Source organism: Pseudoalteromonas sp. 5Ae-yellow, assembly GCF_014077565.1.
Taxonomy (GTDB): Bacteria; Pseudomonadota; Gammaproteobacteria; order Enterobacterales; family Alteromonadaceae; genus Pseudoalteromonas.
The window spans coordinates 87,205-104,589 of sequence record NZ_JACGWD010000006.1 but is presented as its reverse complement, the minus strand read 5'-3'; the positions used below and the strand labels follow the sequence as shown (position 1 = coordinate 104,589).

Sequence of the window (17,385 nt, the reverse complement as noted above, 5' to 3'; positions counted from 1 at the left end):
AGTAGTGAAACGAAACAGCGCCGATGATAGTGTAGCATTTGCTATGTGAAAGTAGGACATTACCAGGCTTCAAATTGTAGAAAGCCCGAATCTAACGATTCGGGCTTTTTTACGTCTGCAAAAAAGTGAAATATGAGTAACTAACATTACGCACTCGATTTCTCTCCAATTTATCTAAATGTACAAGTCGAACTGAATAGTTCATTACTTCAGTACTAAAGTTTATAACCAAATCTAAAGACTATTTAAAATAGTCCGTAAGCTTGAGTTTCTTCACTTTCAGATTCTTCTAGTTGTGTTGGTTTAAATATTACGCTTGGATCAATTAATACACTGTGCTTTTGTGAAAGCTTGATTAATCCTCGCATCATATTTTTAGTTTGTGGGTCTAGATCAAAACCAACCTCAGTGAGCTTATCCAGTGGCTTTATGTCTTCTTTTTTATAGTCAATATTATCTTCAACTTTATCTACTAATAAACCAACATGTGGATTTAATCCGTCTTTGGTGGTGAAAACAATAATAGGTTTATAGTCTAAGGTTATTTGCTCTTTAGCTGATTCAAATAAACGCTCTAGCTGAATTAGGTTACTACGCTTAATTTTTTCGAGCAGAGCTGATACTTGTTTATAATCGCTTTGATTATGAGCTGATATAGCTTCTTTTACCGTTTCTAGCAATGATTGGAAAGGTTCGTTAAGTCGAGACATTGTTAGTTTTAAGTCTTCATTATCGGTGTTGAACTCTTTGTAAAACAGAACAAAATCTTGTAGTTCTGCATCATTGCTTGAAATAGAAGCCGAGCTATTTAGCAAGTTACTTTGAAGGGTATTGAACCAGTTTAATAGTTTTTCTTGCCATATTCTTAGTTGCTTTAGTACATGCGCATTACTTTGTTCGGTTGAGATATTATTTAAAATAATACCTAAATCAAACACAGGCGTTGGTATATCTATATAATCTTTAACACCAATAAAGCTTTTATTATTGTTGGGTAAAGTTGTTAGATTATTGTCAAAGCGCTCTGTTAATAAAATATCGAGTATTTTAAGTGAAATTGTTTTGCAGCCCACTTTAAAGTTTATTAATTCCATGCCTTTATCTTAATTTACCTGTTAATGCTTTAAGGATAGAACAAATTAAATAAATAGCTTAAAGATGGATAAGATTTAATAGAGATAGGTAACTAGGAGTTATTAGATGGCACTAGTGAGGTTTTTTATGGCACGTTTAAATTGATTCTCAAGCTGCTTTTTTCCTAATAAACCTAAGTGTTGAATCACTTTTTCATTACATTCATTTTGCAGCACTAACTTTATTAAAAGTTGTTTATCAGACTCTGTTAATTGAGACATACAAGAAGGAGACTGATTCACTACCTGCCAGAGAGTCGCAGAGATATTAAATTGAGTGAAGTTACTGTTTACGAGCAAGGCTAATCGTTCGCGAGTCTCGGGGCTTACTAACTCATCGCTAAATCCTTCAATTAAAATACTTACAAGTTGCCAATCTAGTGTTTTAAAATGTGTTAAAAGAGCATAAAAAAAATCGTTTTTAAACTGCTTTTTTAGAGGTTGGATAATTGCATCTTTGTTGCTTAAGCATTTAACCACAAGCACTGAATGTTCAGCTGTGCTTTTATCGCGTTGATAACCCAGTTTTACGGTATCAAACCCTTGTTTTTGCCAAAAGTTAAGTAGCTGCGCTGTTGCGCCAAAGCTTGCACCAAACCAACTACATTGGCTTTTTACTTGCGACTCGCAATAGCTAAGTAGCTTTTTACCAAAACCCATATTGTGAGAACTCGGATCAATCGCTATTCGTACAACGCGAGCGCTCAACTGTGTTAAGTAGTCATTACTAAAACTAAGTTGTGAGAGGGTTTGAGCCATTAAATGACCCTGTGGGCGGCGCTCTCCGCTTATAACCTGTAGGGCAAGTTCTTCACTTAAACCACCTTCTATTGCGATTAAACATACACCAACTAATTGATTGTTAATTTTGCTGATGAATATTCGTTGCGATGGTGCGTCTAGTAGTTGGCGTAAATCGTTTACACTACTTTGATAGTGAGCCAATGCAAGCAGGGCAATAACTTGTTGCAGTAAAGGCTCATTGTTTACAAGGGATTGCTGAGTTATTTCGCTATGAACTGGCTGCTCTAATTGCTCACTACTTAACTCTTTATATTGTGCACCGAGTGCAAGCAAGGTGCGAATGTGCTTCTCGAGGGGATCGTGTTTAGCAAAACGCAGTGGCTCATCAAGCGTTACAACTTTAGAGGCTTTATAGTGCGCTTTTATATAGTTACTAAAGCGAATGGTATAACCCCTACCATTGCCCTCATACCCAACCAGTGTACTTGCAAAGACTATACGAGGGTAATGAGCTAGCATTTTTAGCAATAATGGTACAGGGATCGCGGCAGCTTCATCAATGAGTAATAAATCGCACTCAGGTAATGCATTTAATAACGCGTCAGGTGCAACGTAGTGCAAGTTGGCGAGCTGTTTATGTTCAGCGTTGTATTGCAGGTCTAACTCGTTGGCTAAATGTTTAAAGCTACTATGGGTCGCTTTAAACTGAGTGCTGCAAATAATTACTTTTTTATCAGCTAATTTTGCGGCTGCTAAGCCAAGTGCTGCCGACTTGCCTCTACCTCTATCAGCATTAATGAGTAAAGGCCTGTTGGCACGACCATTAGCTACTTTTACTATTTGTTCAACGCAGTTTTGCTGTGGTACATAATCAATTTTATTATGCATTACATAGCTAGCGTTATTACTAATACAGCCATTTTTTTCACTAAAATGAAAAGCGGGTAATTGCTTAATAATAGCCGCGAAACGTTGATTAAATAAACTGTAGTCAATACTCTGACCGTGTGATTGCACTGTACTTAATGAGGGGTCTTGCCAAGAGGCTAAATCATTTAATTCGGGCAGTAATAAAAACAGTATACCGCCTGCTTTAACGGTGCCGGTAAGTGCTGCAAGTTTATCAGGGTGTAAACCACTAAAACCATCGTAAACAGCATGAGCAAATTCTTGCCCTAAAATTTGGTGAGTGCGAGTAGGCCAGTACGAATTTTTAATCGCGCACTGCTTTGATACAGCAAGTGTATTGTTTTCATCTATTAATGAGTTAAGTAATTCATAACACCAAGCAGGGCTGCCCGTAATCAACACTAGCTGACGATGATACGCGCCAGCTAGTTGTTGTTCTAACTCATTTAGGTGAGCTTTATACAGCTTGTAATCGTGCATAGGCCGTTACTAACCATTTACTGCCAAGGTCGTCAAAGTTAACTTGTACGCGAGATTGCGCGCCACTGCCTTCGTAATTAAGTACGGTACCAACACCAAACTTAGCATGCAAAACTCGTTGCCCTAAGTTAAAGCCACTGTCTTCAAATGCGGCATGGCTAACTGATGCGCTAAAACGCCCGGCGGCAGGCGGGCGAGAAACCTGTGTTTTAATACGAATTTCTTCAACGCAGTCCTCAGGTATTTCGCGTAAAAAGCGTGATGGGCTATGGTATTTTTCTTGCCCGTATAAACGGCGACTCTCAGCATGGCTAATGTATAACTTATCCATTGCTCGTGTCATGCCTACATAACAAAGGCGGCGCTCTTCTTCCAAACGACCAGACTCTTCGTTACTTTGCTGAGAAGGGAACATGCCTTCTTCTACGCCCACCATAAACACTAACGGAAACTCTAAGCCTTTAGCTGAGTGAAGTGTCATCATTTGAACGGCGTCTTCGTGCTCTTCTGCTTGTCCTTCACCTGACTCAAGTGATGTATGTGCTAAAAAGCCTTGTAAAGGCGAGCTGTATTCTTCGTCTTCAGGAAGTTCGTACTGGTCACATGCGCTAATTAGCTCTTCTAAGTTTTCTACGCGAGCACGGCCTTTTTCACCTTTTTCAGCTTGGTACATTGCCATCAAGCCTGAGGTTTGAATTGTGTACTTGGCTTGCTCATGCAAAGTTAGATCGCTAATTTTATCTTCTATTTGTTCGACTAGTTCTACAAACTTACTTACGGCACCAGAAGCACGACCAGATAAATGCTGTTGTTCTACAATTGCTTTTGCGGCATACCAAAGCGGTAACGATTCTGCTCGTGCACAATCTCGTATATGGCTCAATGTTTTGTCGCCAATACCGCGTGCTGGCGTATTAATTACACGCTCAAATGCGGCATCGTCTTGACGATTACCCACTAGACGTAAGTACGACAATGCATCTTTAATTTCTTGTCGTTCGAAGAATCGCATACCACCATAAATACGGTATTTTAAGCCTTCTTGTAGCATGGCTTCCTCGAGTACACGAGATTGCGCGTTACTACGGTATAAAATTGCGGCATCTTGCAGGGCATTACCTGCATTTAACCAGCTTCGTAGTTTGCTACTTACAAAGCGCGCTTCGTCTAACTCATTAAATGCTGCATAAATAGAGATTGGTTCGCCATCGTTACCGTCGGTCCACAAGCTTTTACCCATACGTTCTGAGTTATTTTGAATTAATGCATTAGACGCTTTCAAAATAGTCGCTGTTGAGCGGTAGTTTTGTTCAAGACGAATGGTTTCTGCGCTGAAGTCAGTTAAAAATCGTTTAATATTTTCGATTTTAGCACCGCGCCAACCGTAAATACTTTGGTCATCGTCGCCTACAATCATGATACTGCTTGTATCGCCTGCAAGTAACTTTAACCATGCATATTGAATGGTATTTGTATCTTGGAACTCGTCTACGAGCATATGTGCAAAGCGTTGCTGGTAATGACGTAGTAACGTAGGGTTATTTTTTAACACTTCGTAGCTGCGTAGTAATATTTCGGCAAAATCTACTAGGCCAGCTCTGTCACAGGCTTCTTGATAGGCGGCGTAAACACGCAGCATCATTTGCTCGTTAATATCGTATGCTTGAATATCTTTAGGGCGAAGTGCTTCATCTTTTTTGGCGCTAATGTACCAGCCAAATTGTTTAGCAGGCCATTTTTTATCATCAATATTCATTGATTTTAATAAGCGCTTGATCATCCGAAGTTGATCGTCAGAGTCTAAAATTTGAAAGGCTTCTGGTAAGTTAGCTTCACGGTGATGAGCACGTAAAATACGATGCGACAAACCATGGAACGTACCAATCCACATACCACCTACAGGGGCTTTTAGTGTTTCTTCAACGCGGCTGCGCATTTCTTTAGCCGCTTTATTAGTAAAGGTTACGGCAAAAATACTGTAAGCAGATGCTTGCTCAACTTGCATAAGCCACGCAATACGATGAACTAACACTCGTGTTTTACCAGACCCAGCACCTGCTAATACCAGCATGTTTTGTAGTGGGGCTGCAACGGCATCGCGTTGTTTGTCATTTAAGCCATCGAGTAATTGTGAAACGTCCATCGTTACGCCTTTTTAATCAATATTGTGGGCAGTATAACAGGTGTTTTTGTTAGGCTAAATAAAATACTGTTTTTATAAACAGCTATTTATAAAATAGCCTTAAAAACGAGTAACTTGCTAATTTTTTAAACAAACAAAAAAGTGTAAACGCACAATAAAAATTGCTAATTTGACCTAAAGTTAGCAATTTTTACTAACTCTCTAAATCTAGGGTAATTTAACTATTTGATTTGTAAGCTTTAATAAATTGGCATAGAGTGTGTAAGTAAATAATTATAAAATCAAATAAATACAGAGGTTAGTATGGCAGATCAAGGTTCTGGCGGTAACGTAATCGCAGCATTATGTAATATATTTTTTCCTGGTTTAGGGCAGTTAGTGCAAGGGCGTATTTTAGCGGCTATATTTTTTGCACTCGCTATTATAATAAGTTACGCACTAATTTATGTGCTTGTAGGTTTTGTACTTGTGCCTATTATTTACTTATGGTCGATTATTGACGCAGCGCGTTATAGATCGCGAAGTTAACGGCTTTAAAGTTGAATAAAATAGCGCCCTTGTGGCGCTATTTTACTTTATATGTCCTGTGGTTTGCGGGCGTTTACGTATATAATTACGCAATTAAAGATTTACAGGCAAACCCTATGGAATATCAATTTATTCGCGACCCTATTAGTGGGCTACGTATTAAAATAAGCAGTGAACACGCTATTATTGGTCGCTGGCTAAACGAAGAAATAGGCAAAGACAAAGTAGCTATGGTGCAAGCGCTTATTGCATCGGTGAGTTCAAGCTATGAGCCGCTAACGCTAAAAGGCCAAGAAATAGATTTAATATTAACCAAAGACGAAGCACTATTTGAAGCCCATGCGCTTCATCAAGACAGTGAAGACCTAATAGCGTATCAAGATGACGATTTAGCGCTTGAAGAAAATGGTTTAAGTAGTGGTTGTGGCTTTGAAGATTTCATTGATTTAATTGATTCATGGGCTGAATTTAGCGGCTCAAAGTAAACTACATATTAAGATAGTGCTGATGCGTTAAGCTTCCTTTATCTGTACTATTACACTAATCAAAAACGACAGGAATGAATATGTCTGCCAATTTAAACAAGCTAGTAGTTATGCTAGAAATGCAAAACGCCATGAACACTAAAGTACATGAGCAATGGTTTACTCAAGGATTCGAATGGTACCGCGCTATTTGGGTTGAGTGTGCTGAAATGCTGGATCATCATGGTTGGAAATGGTGGAAAAAACAAACACCAGATACCGAACAAGTTATTTTAGAGTTGGTTGATATTTTTCATTTTGGTTTATCGCTTAGAATTGACGGCAAAACTAGCTACGAAGACTTAGCAAAGCAACTTGAAGCTGAGCTTAGTAATGCTCAACAAGCGGATGACTTTAAACAAACGCTAGAAATATTAGCGGCTTCTGCTGTTGCAGATAAAACGTTTAATGCAGCTGCATTTGCTGGCTGTATGGCGCAAATGGGTATGGATATTGATGATTTATATCGCGGCTACGTAGGGAAAAATACGTTAAACTTTTTCCGCCAAGATCACGGTTATAAAGATGGTAGCTATATCAAAGAGTGGAACGGGCAAGAAGATAACGAGCATTTAGTTGAAGTAGTTAAAAGCCTTGATACGGAACATGCAGATTTTGCAAAGTTAGTATATCAAGGCCTTGAAGCGCGTTACCCAAAAATCTAGCCCAAGTAAACTACGTTAAATAATCTTACGATAGTCGGTAACACTCAGGTAATCGGCTATTTCGTTATGTGGTTGTTGGCTATCAGGGTTAGCAACTGCAAGTAAGTGCTCAATGCCGTATTCTCGCGCGGCATTTAATACCTGCACACTGTCATCTACAAACAAAGTGCGCTGCTTATTAAACCCTAAGTCTTTTTGTACTTGGTGCCACAAACTTTGTTGCTCTTTACTTACTCCATATTCATGAGTAGACACTACGCCATCTAGGTAGTTATCAATCGCTGTATGCTCAAATTTAAGCATGACACTCTCAGGGTGGGCGTTGGTAAGTAAAATTAACTCTTTGCCTGCTTTTTTAAGCTCAGTTAAAAAATGAGGTACGTCTTCGCGCATTTTAATTAAATGCTGAGACTCTCGTTTAAACTCCATTATAGGCAAGCTTAATTGCTGCTCCCAATAATCTAAACAATACCACTGTATTTGACCGCTCACAGCTTGATAGCGTTTTAAAATATCTGCTTTAGCTGCATCTAGGCTAATGCCCCTTGCTAATGCGTGTTGCGCAGGAATAACGTTAAGCCAAAAATGACTGTCGTAATGTAAATCGAGTAATGTTCCATCCATGTCGAGCAAAACGGTATCGATTTTTGACCAATTTAACATAGGAATTTCAACTTATAAGGTTTATTATTGAACTAACTGCCATGATAGCAAATTAACGCCAATGACACAGAAAAAGCACCCAACACCACCACAAATCCTCAGTAACAATGTTGTCGCTAAAAGCCGCCTGTTTACTGTGGAGTCTTTAGAGTTAAAGTTTTCTAATAACGAAGAGCGCCAGTATGAGCGAATTCGCGGCGGTGGCCGGGGAGCAGTGATGATTGTTCCGTTAAGTGCAGACAACGAATTACTACTTGTACGTGAATACTGTGCGGGCACAAACGATTACCAGTTAGGTTTTCCTAAAGGCTTAATCGATCCGGGCGAAACGCCAGAGCAAGCTGCTAACAGAGAGCTTAAAGAAGAAATTGGCTTTGGTGCTGAGTATTTTAAACCATTAAGAACAGTAACAATGGCGCCGAGTTACTTTAATGCCACTATGCATATTTTATTTGCTAAGCAATTATACCCACAAACCCTTATTGGCGACGAACCAGAGCCGCTTGTTGTTGTTAAGTGGCCATTAACTCAGTGGCAGTCATTATTAGACCAAGAAGATTTTACCGAAGCACGCAGTGTTGCAGCTTTGCTATTATTAGATAAGTATTTAGCGTCTGGGGCTGCCGATGAATAAATTAATCGAACCGTGCATTGAATTAGCTGAGCGTGCTGGCGATGCAATTATGGCCATTTATAAAAAAGGCGATATTGGCCAACAAGAGAAATCAGATAATACGCCTGTTACCAAAGCTGATTTAGCAGCAAATGACGTACTGGTTGCTGGATTAAAAGCACTTGCGCCCGATATCCCAATTATGTCGGAAGAAACACCTATACCTGCACTCGTCGACAGACAGGACTGGCAGCGTTATTGGTTACTCGATCCGATGGATGGCACAGGCGAGTTTATTTTAGAAAGTGGCGATTTTGCAGTAAATATTGCATTGATTGAAAATAATCATCCTGTGCTTGGCGTTATTCATTGGCCTGCAAAAGGTGTGACTTATTTTGCTACAGCTAAAAATGGTGCCTTTAAACGTGAAAACTCAATTGATACGCAAATATCTGTAGCGCCGCCAGAGAACTTGACGCTTGCTGTGAGCCGCCGCCAGAAAATAGAAGCGGTGAGTCAGTATTTAAATAGTCAGTTTACAACTATTGCTATTGGTTCGTGCTCATTAAAAGCTTGTACTGTTGCAGAAGGCAAAGCAGATTGTTTTTTAAGAATTGGTCCAACGGGAGAGTGGGATACAGGTGCTTCACAAGTTATTGTTGAAGAAGCCGGTGGTTGTATTACCGATGCAGAATTTAACCCGCTAACGTACAACCAACGCGAGAGTACTGAGAACCCTGACTTTATAGTGATGGGACATCCAGACTGGGAATGGCAAAAAATGATTAATCCGCATCAAAGGTTGAGCGCAGAATAGCAATTTGATTGCTTTTTGTCCGGTTGAACAACTTTAATTAGTTTAGGCCTTGCATTAAATATTTATTCCTATATAGTAGCGCTCTCTTCAAGGCAGGCTCGTAAATATTACGAAAATGTTTTAAAGAAATTACAGGCGCGGGATGGAGCAGTCTGGTAGCTCGTCGGGCTCATAACCCGAAGGTCGTCGGTTCAAATCCGGCTCCCGCAACCAATTTTTTATAAGATTTGGTTACTGTAAACTCTAGCTTAAGAGATAAAATAAAGTAGTCGATAGACTTAAAATATACAGGCGCGGGATGGAGCAGTCTGGTAGCTCGTCGGGCTCATAACCCGAAGGTCGTCGGTTCAAATCCGGCTCCCGCAACCAATTCTTTAATTGGAAGCCAAGTTGTAATGTAAGCAACTTTAAACAAGTCTACAAATTTCAGGCGCGGGATGGAGCAGTCTGGTAGCTCGTCGGGCTCATAACCCGAAGGTCGTCGGTTCAAATCCGGCTCCCGCAACCACTGAAATTAAATACCTAAAAAGTTAAAACAAAATAGCACTCTTTATCGAGTGATTTTTTGCGTCTGCAGTTTAATAAATTCTTATAATTATAAAACTCACCGTTACTGCGCAAAACACTTTGCACAAGTAAGCGAAGGTCGTCGGTTCGCTTTTTACAAACTCAAGCTCCCGCAACCACTGAAATTAAATATCTAAAAATTCAAAACAAAATAGCACTCTTTATCGAGTGATTTTTTGCGTCTGCAGTTTAATTAATTCCTATAATTATAAAACTCACCGTTACTACGCAAAATACTCTGCATAAGTAAGCGAAGGTCGTCGGTTCGCTTTTTACAAACTCAAGCTCCCGCAACCACTGAAATTAAATACCTAAAAAGCTAAAACAAAATCGCACTCTTTATCGAGTGATTTTTTGCGTCTGCAGTTCAATGAATTCCTATAATTATAAAATTCACCGTTACTGCGCAAAATACTTTGCACAAGTAAGTGAAGGTCGTCGGTTCGCTTTTTACAAACTCAAGCTCCCGCAACCACTGAAATTAAATACCTAAAAAGTTAAAACAAAATCGCACTCTTTATCGAGTGATTTTTTGCGTCTGCAGTTTAATGAATTCCTATAATTATAAAACTCACCGTTACTACGCAAAATACTCTGCATAAGTAAGCGAAGGTCGTCGGTTCGCTTTTTACAAACCCAAGCTCCCGCAACCACTGAAATTAAATATCTAAAAATTTAAAACAAAATCGCACTCTTTATCGAGTGATTTTTGTGTCAGCAGTTTGATAAAATACCTTATATTCTGCTTTATTTAATGACTTTACTCTAATATCTGTGACGTTTAACAAATAACTTATTTTTTAAAAAAGAGTATTTTATGTTAAAACGGTTAAAAGATTTTAAGTAACAATACACATCACATGACAGAACTTTATCACTGGTTTGATTTAATAGGCATTGCGGTGTTTGCTGTGTCGGGCACTTTGCTAGCGTACGAAAAAAAAATGGATGGCTTTGGAGTCGTAGTTTTAGCGACGGTAACTGCTATTGGTGGTGGTACAGTGCGAGATCTAATTTTAGATGTTCCTGTGTTTTGGTTACACGATCAAAGTTACTTTTTTGCCATACTAGCTTCAGTATTTGTTACAACACGCCTTATAAATAAACAAAAGCCGATACCTCATTATATTTTACAAACAGCGGATGCGTTTGGTTTAGCTTTTTTTGCAGTAATGGGGGCGCAAAAAGCGCAGCTTGTTGGTATGCCCGATATGACAGCGGTAATTATGGCTGTAATTACAGGCTGCTTTGGTGGATTAATTCGAGATGTGCTTGCACGCGAGATCCCTATGCTATTAAAAGGTGAGCTTTACGCTATTACCTGTATAGCGGGTGGCACTGTTTATACGCTTGGCATTAGTTTTTCGTTAGTAACCGAAATGGCGATGGTATTAGGTATGTTAATGACCTTATTACTTCGTTTAGCTGCTATAAAATGGCAAATCACATTACACGTTTTTAAATATCCTGACTAAACTGGTGTAATCACACCATTTACTAGGATAAGGAATGTCGTTAGCTCGTATATTTTCTCGTGCTCAAGTGGGTATAAATGCCCCTGAAGTTATTGTAGAAGTTCACCTAGGAAATGGTTTACCCGCTTTTCATATAGTAGGCCTGCCCGAAGCGTCCGTTAAAGAATCAAAAGATAGAGTACGTAGCGCACTCGAAAACTCACAATTTGGTTTTCCCGATCAACGAATAACTGTAAATTTAGCCCCTGCCGATTTGCCAAAAGATGGCGGACGGTTTGATCTTGCTATTGCGGTGGGTATTTTAGTCGCCTCTGGGCAAATAGTGTGTCCTGATATTCACAAGTACGAGTTTTATGGTGAGCTTGCTCTTAATGGTGAGGTGCGTGGTGTAAACGCTATTTTACCTTCGGTACTTGCTGCAAAAGAGCAAGATCGTTGCTGCTTTTTACCTCTTGCAAACGACAGCCTAGCAAGCCTAGTTAATGGCGTTAAACGCAAAGCCGTAAGCTCTATTCAAGAAGTGTGGGGGGATTTACTTAATCAACAACCCTTACCATTAAATATAGAGTATCCCGACTGCACACAAGCCCCTGACTTTTTACTTGATTTAAGCGATGTGAAAGGTCAGCCCGGTGCAAAGCGTGTACTCGAAATTGCTGCAGCTGGCGGGCATAATTTATTATTTTTAGGTCCTCCAGGTACTGGTAAATCGATGCTGGCCCAGCGAATGGCAACTATAATGCCTACTATGTCGGACGATGAAGCTATTTCGACAGCTGCGCTTTACTCTATTATTGGGCAATCCATAGATTTAACTAATTGGCGACAGCGGCCATTTCGTAATCCACATCATACTTGTTCAGCTGTTGCCTTGGTGGGGGGCTCTTCGAATCCCAAACCTGGTGAAATTTCTCTGGCACATAATGGTGTGCTCTTCTTAGATGAGTTACCGGAATTCGAGCGTAAGGTACTTGATTCACTGCGTGAGCCAATGGAAACCGGTACAGTTACTATTTCACGTGCAGCTAGGCAAATGGAGTTTCCGGCGCAGTTTCAGCTTATTACAGCATTAAATCCAAGCCCAACAGGGAGTCATACAGATAAGCGGGCAACTCCCGATCAAGTTATGCGTTATTTATCGCGTGTGTCGGGGCCTTTTATTGACCGTATTGATTTGCAAATAGAACTACCTCGTTTAACGAGCGTTGAACTACAAAGTACTCAGCCGGAGGAAAGTAGTGCTGAGGTTAGAGCAAGAGTTGAAACGGCTTATTACCTACAACTAAAACGTCAAGGTAAGGTTAATGCGAGGCTTAATAATAAAGAAATGAGTGTGCACTGTGTACTGGCGCCAGCAGAGTTGCAGTTTTTAGCCAGAGCAAGCGAAAAGTTGTCTTTATCGCCACGCTCTTATCATAGAGTAATTAAGGTGGCGCGAACTATTAGTGATTTAAAGGGGGCTGAAAATATTAGTTTAAATGAGCTTAAGGAAGCTCTTAATTACCGTGCATTTGAGCGCCTTATTGCGCAATTAACTAAATATTAAATAGAGAGCATATAGCCTTTACCACGAACGGTAACAATACGTTTTTGATCTTTTTCGTCATTTAATTTTTTACGTAAACGACCAATCAGCACATCAACAGTACGATCGTTTGGACTCCAATCGGGCTGGCCTATTTCTTCTGATATTTTTTCACGGGATGTGGCTTTACCTGCATTACTAATTAAGCAAATAAGCACTTTATGTTCGGCTTCAGTTAAGCGTGATTCAACGCCTGCAGCAGTAATTAGTGTGCGGTTATCGGGGTGAAGCTTAAAGTCAGCATATTCTATAAACTCTTCGCTTTCGTCGTCTTCTAGCTTAACTGCAACACGCTTATAGAGCGCGCGCATGCGAAGTTCTAACTCAAGTAAATCGACAGGCTTACAAATATAGTCATCAGCACCTTGTGCAAGGCCTGCAATACGATCGGCTTGGGAGTCACGACTCGATAATACAATAACGCCAATATCGGTAAGTGTGTTTAATTCTTTTGCCAGCTGAAGCCCATCACGCTTTGGCAAAACAATGTCAATTATGGCTAATGATATAGCACCGCGCAGGTTTACCCGCTGCCTTACAATGTTAAGTGCATCAGCGCCAGTTGGGTCTACCTCTATTGTAAATTCGGTATCTGCAAAGTGATTTTGGATGCGTTTAACGAGTAGTTCATCGTCTTCAACCAATAAAACATTAATAGCCATAGTACTTTATTTTGAATGCTTATAGCTCTGTATGGTAGCACCATTAGGTAAATGCTGATAAGGGGGTTTATTAGTTTTAAGTAACTTAATATTTCAAAGGTGTATAAGACGTTATTAGAGGATGAGGTTAGCACCTTTAAACTAATTAAAAGGTGCTAAATAATTAATACTACTATTAATAAATCTGTATTAAGTCGTTATTTTAAAGGTTTAGACTCAGTCATTTTTATACATTGAGTCCCACCATTGAGGTTCATCTTTTAGCTTTTTATCAAAGTATGCAAGCATGGTGTTCCACCAATCAAATCGTTTATCGCGTGCAAAAATTTGGTGGTCGGCGCCTTTGTATTCGATTAACTCTACGTCCTTATTAAGCAGTTTAAGCGCAGTGTACATTGTTAAGCTTTCGCCAACAGGTACATTGGTATCACTATCACCATGAAGAAGTAGCATAGGTGTTGTTACTTTGTCGGCATGAAATACAGGGCTATGTTGGCTGTAAAGTTCAGGGTTATTCCATGGGAAGCTATTTTTTGATGCTTCGCCAGAATATAAGTAGCCCCACCAACCTTCACCCCAATACGAGGTAATATTAGAAATACCCGCATGAGCTATTGAAGCACTAAATATATCGGTTTTAGTTGCCAATAACATGGTCATGAAGCCACCGTATGATGCCCCTAAATTTCCTACCTTTTCACTATCAACATAGTTGTATTTCTTTAAAAAGGCTTGCGTGCCTTCGATAATATCGTCTGCAGTGTAGTCGCCCCAGGCATTAACATGCTGCGCTGAAAACTTTTGTCCAAACCCTGTTGCGCCAGTAGGCTGTACTACATAAACAACGTAGCCATTTTCTGCCCATAAGTTAAACGGGTAACGACTTGTAAAACCACGCGTAACTGGTGAAGTACCGCCGTAGTAATACACGAGCGCTGGGTGCTTTTTAGTTTTATCTAAATTGCTTGGAATGTAAACACGGCCCGTTATTTCAACCCCATGTTTATTTTTAAAATTAAACTCTTCTAATGTAGGGAGTCGTGTATTTGCATAGCTACTTGGTTTTGAATCCCATATTAAATCTGTTTTATTTTTACTTACGTTCAGGCTCTTTAGTTGTTGTGGCGCTAAAGCGTTAGTACCACTTAATAAAATTTCGTTATTACGGTCGTGTGAGTAACTAAATTGTTCAACAATATCCAATCCCGTATTTAACTTTTTAAAGCGCTGTTTACTTAAATCGAATAGGTAAAGTGGCTGAGTGTCTTGCTCTGTTACTTTAATGAGCGCATCGCCGTTTTCTAAAACGTGCAGTTGGCCAATAGCGGGGTCGAATTGTTTACTGAGTGCTTTTACGTTTTTACCGCCTTCAGTAAGTAGGTAAAGTTGCCCGTCGTAGTTATTAGCAAGCATTGCTTTTGGTAGTGCTCTGCCTGCGCCATTTTTAAAGTCAGGGCCTGCAACTACATAAATATCTTTATTTGTATATTTGGCTAAATTAAACGTTTTGAATTTACCAAGCGATGAAAGCTTGTTTGATTTTAAATCGAGTTCGGCTAACTCTGTTTCAGGGTGGGTTGATGCTTGCATTGCCATTACTGGGCGGCTCATTAATATTTTGCCACGGTTACTATTTGAATCTTCAAGGCTGTAAGAAAGAGGACCTTGGCTAAGTGCTTTTGTTAAACCACTTTTAGTATCAAGCATGTAAATTTGGCTGGTGGTACGTGCATATGACCAACGATCTTGTAGACCTTTATAGTGCTTGGTTAAGCTGTTAGTGCTCTCAGGTGATTTAGACCAGCTAAACAAAAGACTGGTGTCGTTATAAAAGGTAAAGCCATTGGCTCCTTCTAAATCGTTTGCTAATGTTTTTATTGAGAAGTTTTTACGGCTAAGTTGTTTAAGTTCACCATTTAACAAATACACTAAATATTGGTTATCTGGACTCCAAATAATGTTACTTGGTTGGCCTGCTTCGAAGCGATAAAGCGTTTGATTATCTGAATCTTTAAGTACAGTAACTGTATTTGCTTGGTTTTGTGTTTTATCGCTATAAGTGCGAGTAGTAGTAACGTACTGCTTAGCATTAGGTGCGAGTGATAATTGGCTGATTGTAGGGGCATCAAACAATTGTTTTGCAGATAAGCGTTTTGTTTTTGAGGCGCTAAGCGTAATTTTATCAACGTCGTTTTTAGGTGCAAAATCAAGCATTACGTCGTGCCAATTAGCTACTTGTTGGGCTACTATTAAAATAGAGTGAGTACTGTTATTTAAAGCTAACTTATAGCTATTTTTATCACCTGTTTGTAGTTCGCCATTAATAAATAACTGACCTTGCTCAATCCCTTTTAAGGTAAGCGTACCTTGTGTAAAGCGGGTTGTTTCAATATTAAATTTTAGTGCCTGTAACCCACCTAAAGTGAGCGCATTGATTTTATTAAACGGCTGCCAGCTTTGTTTTTTCCCAAATACAGAAAAACTATCTGAGTCTGCTTGTAGCTGCGGCAATAGGTTATTAATAATGGCATTGCCATGAGGTGTTTGAAAAGGCTTTAACTGCATGTCTTCGGCAAGTGGGCCGATAAACTGAATTTTTGATTTATCCAATGGTGCAGCTATTGCAGCAAAGCTTAAGCTGCTAAGCGTTAAAAGAGCTGCTGCGTACTTAAATAGCTTATTTTGATGACACCATGGTGCGCTAAATTTCATTATTATGCCTATTATTATTGGAAGTTTGGCCAAATATAGCATGTATTGATACCATGCTCACATATCCAATATAGAGGAGAGAAAGTGACTTTACTGATAGTTTATATGGTAGTGGCGATTGTTATTTCGTTTTTATGTTCTGTGATGGAGGCTGTGTTATTAAGTATTTCGCCCAGCTATGTTGCATCACTTAGGAAAGATCATCCTGAGCTTGCTAAACAGCTCGAAAAACTTAAAAACAATATAGATCAGCCTTTAGCTGCTATTTTAACTTTAAATACGGTTGCCCATACTGCGGGTGCTGCTGGGGTAGGCGCACAGGCAGCTGTCGTGTTTTCCGATGCGGCTGTAGGTATTGCATCAGCCATTATGACATTCCTCGTATTAATTCTTTCTGAAATTATTCCTAAAACCTTGGGGGCTAATTACTGGCGAGCTCTAACGCCAAGTGTTACTTACGCTTTGAGGTTTTTAGTTATATTGCTAAAGCCTTTTGTATGGTTTGCACAAAAGCTAACAAATTTAATGGGTCCAAAGCACGATGAGGCTTACTATATTCGTCAAGAGATAGAGGCAATGGCTGATATAGGTACGGAGTCGGGTGCATTACATCAGGATGAGTCCGAAATAATTCGTAATTTATTGCATTTTAGACATGCAAAATTATGCGACTTAATGACGCCTCGAACTGTAATTTTTAAAATCCACAAAGACTTAACAGTAAATCAGTATTTAAACGATCACGGCTCGTCGTCATTTTCTCGTATATTGGTATTTGATAAAGACAGCGACGATATTGTTGGGTTTGTGCATAAAAACGATATTATGCTGGCATTTCACCGTTTAGGTACCGATTACAAAATTAGCAAATTGATTAAGCCTATTTATACGGTGCCGAGTTCTCAAAATGTATCGTCGTTACTGCAAACTCTTTTAACAAAGCGCACGCATATATGCCTAGTTGTAGATGAGTACGGTGACGTGCAAGGTATTGTAACGCTAGAGGATATGATTGAAGCTTTAATGGGGCTAGAGATTGTAGATGAGCGTGACCAATCTACTAATATGCGCGCAGTAGCAAGGCAGCGTTGGCACAAACGTTTAGCAAGCAGTGCGCATATAGTCAGTGAAGAAGATAAACACACTCGGGGTGATAATTAGTTAA

Annotated in this window: 14 protein-coding genes and 3 tRNA genes; 11 read left to right on the top strand and 6 right to left on the bottom strand. The window is 39.5% G+C overall.

Annotated elements, in window-relative coordinates; translation table 11 throughout:
- Nucleotides 1–245: 245 nt before the first annotated feature.
- The 3 genes from H4J63_RS03265 to uvrD form a co-directional block, all read right to left on the bottom strand.
- Nucleotides 246–1,094: a chemotaxis protein gene (locus H4J63_RS03265; protein WP_182194496.1), complete on the bottom strand. Its 849-nt coding sequence runs from the start codon at nucleotides 1,092–1,094 to the stop codon at nucleotides 246–248.
- Between the two features lie 102 nt (nucleotides 1,095–1,196).
- Nucleotides 1,197–3,266, bottom strand: coding sequence for a GNAT family N-acetyltransferase (locus H4J63_RS03260; protein ID WP_182194493.1), 2,070 nt, complete (start codon nucleotides 3,264–3,266; stop codon nucleotides 1,197–1,199).
- Nucleotides 3,244–5,409 (bottom strand): DNA helicase II, encoded by a 2,166-nt coding sequence (gene uvrD, locus H4J63_RS03255; protein WP_024596422.1) that lies wholly within the window; start codon nucleotides 5,407–5,409, stop codon nucleotides 3,244–3,246. Before uvrD ends, H4J63_RS03260 begins: the two co-directional genes overlap by 23 nt.
- A gap of 303 nt (nucleotides 5,410–5,712) precedes the next feature.
- Between uvrD and H4J63_RS03250 the strand changes: the two genes are divergently transcribed.
- The 3 genes from H4J63_RS03250 to H4J63_RS03240 all read left to right on the top strand — a co-directional run bounded on the left by H4J63_RS03250 (nucleotide 5,713) and on the right by H4J63_RS03240 (nucleotide 7,126).
- Nucleotides 5,713–5,937, top strand: coding sequence for a hypothetical protein (locus H4J63_RS03250; protein WP_002963009.1), 225 nt, complete (start codon nucleotides 5,713–5,715; stop codon nucleotides 5,935–5,937).
- Nucleotides 5,938–6,053: 116 nt separating this feature from the next.
- Nucleotides 6,054–6,422, top strand: a complete 369-nt coding sequence (locus H4J63_RS03245; RefSeq protein WP_002963010.1) for a YacL family protein — start codon at nucleotides 6,054–6,056, stop codon at nucleotides 6,420–6,422.
- Nucleotides 6,423–6,502: 80 nt separating this feature from the next.
- Nucleotides 6,503–7,126, top strand: a complete 624-nt coding sequence (locus H4J63_RS03240) for a dUTP diphosphatase (protein WP_002963012.1) — start codon at nucleotides 6,503–6,505, stop codon at nucleotides 7,124–7,126.
- Between the two features lie 15 nt (nucleotides 7,127–7,141).
- Here H4J63_RS03240 and yrfG read toward each other — a convergent pair whose 3' ends face one another.
- Nucleotides 7,142–7,789 (bottom strand): GMP/IMP nucleotidase, encoded by a 648-nt coding sequence (yrfG, locus tag H4J63_RS03235; RefSeq protein WP_182194490.1) that lies wholly within the window; start codon nucleotides 7,787–7,789, stop codon nucleotides 7,142–7,144.
- A gap of 61 nt (nucleotides 7,790–7,850) precedes the next feature.
- Between yrfG and nudE the strand changes: the two genes are divergently transcribed.
- The 7 genes from nudE (at nucleotide 7,851) to H4J63_RS03200 (ending at nucleotide 12,807) form a co-directional block, all read left to right on the top strand.
- Nucleotides 7,851–8,423 (top strand): ADP compounds hydrolase NudE, encoded by a 573-nt coding sequence (gene nudE, locus H4J63_RS03230; RefSeq protein WP_007586548.1) that lies wholly within the window; start codon nucleotides 7,851–7,853, stop codon nucleotides 8,421–8,423.
- Nucleotides 8,416–9,219: a 3'(2'),5'-bisphosphate nucleotidase CysQ gene (gene cysQ / locus H4J63_RS03225; RefSeq protein ID WP_182194488.1), complete on the top strand. Its 804-nt coding sequence runs from the start codon at nucleotides 8,416–8,418 to the stop codon at nucleotides 9,217–9,219. Before nudE ends, cysQ begins: the two co-directional genes overlap by 8 nt.
- A 136-nt stretch (nucleotides 9,220–9,355) precedes the next feature.
- Nucleotides 9,356–9,432, top strand: a tRNA-Met gene (locus H4J63_RS03220).
- A 79-nt stretch (nucleotides 9,433–9,511) separates the two neighbouring features.
- Nucleotides 9,512–9,588, top strand: a tRNA-Met gene (locus H4J63_RS03215).
- A gap of 62 nt (nucleotides 9,589–9,650) precedes the next feature.
- Nucleotides 9,651–9,727 (top strand) — tRNA-Met (locus tag H4J63_RS03210).
- A gap of 919 nt (nucleotides 9,728–10,646) precedes the next feature.
- Entirely contained in the window at nucleotides 10,647–11,261 is a 615-nt protein-coding gene (locus H4J63_RS03205) for a trimeric intracellular cation channel family protein (RefSeq protein ID WP_007587018.1), read from the top strand.
- 34 nt (nucleotides 11,262–11,295) lie between these two features.
- Complete coding sequence (locus H4J63_RS03200) at nucleotides 11,296–12,807, top strand: YifB family Mg chelatase-like AAA ATPase (protein ID WP_007587019.1); 1,512 nt, start codon at nucleotides 11,296–11,298, stop codon at nucleotides 12,805–12,807.
- On the opposite strand, the gene H4J63_RS03195 is transcribed toward H4J63_RS03200, so the two are convergent.
- Both H4J63_RS03195 and H4J63_RS03190 read right to left on the bottom strand, forming a co-directional pair.
- Complete coding sequence (locus H4J63_RS03195; protein ID WP_182194485.1) at nucleotides 12,804–13,508, bottom strand: response regulator transcription factor; 705 nt, start codon at nucleotides 13,506–13,508, stop codon at nucleotides 12,804–12,806. The genes H4J63_RS03200 and H4J63_RS03195 overlap by 4 nt on opposite strands.
- A gap of 216 nt (nucleotides 13,509–13,724) precedes the next feature.
- On the bottom strand, nucleotides 13,725–16,220 hold the full coding sequence (locus tag H4J63_RS03190; protein WP_182194483.1) for a S9 family peptidase: 2,496 nt from the start codon (nucleotides 16,218–16,220) through the stop codon (nucleotides 13,725–13,727).
- 84 nt (nucleotides 16,221–16,304) lie between these two features.
- Between H4J63_RS03190 and H4J63_RS03185 the strand changes: the two genes are divergently transcribed.
- Complete coding sequence (locus H4J63_RS03185) at nucleotides 16,305–17,381, top strand: hemolysin family protein (RefSeq protein WP_007587021.1); 1,077 nt, start codon at nucleotides 16,305–16,307, stop codon at nucleotides 17,379–17,381.
- Nucleotides 17,382–17,385: the final 4 nt, after the last annotated feature.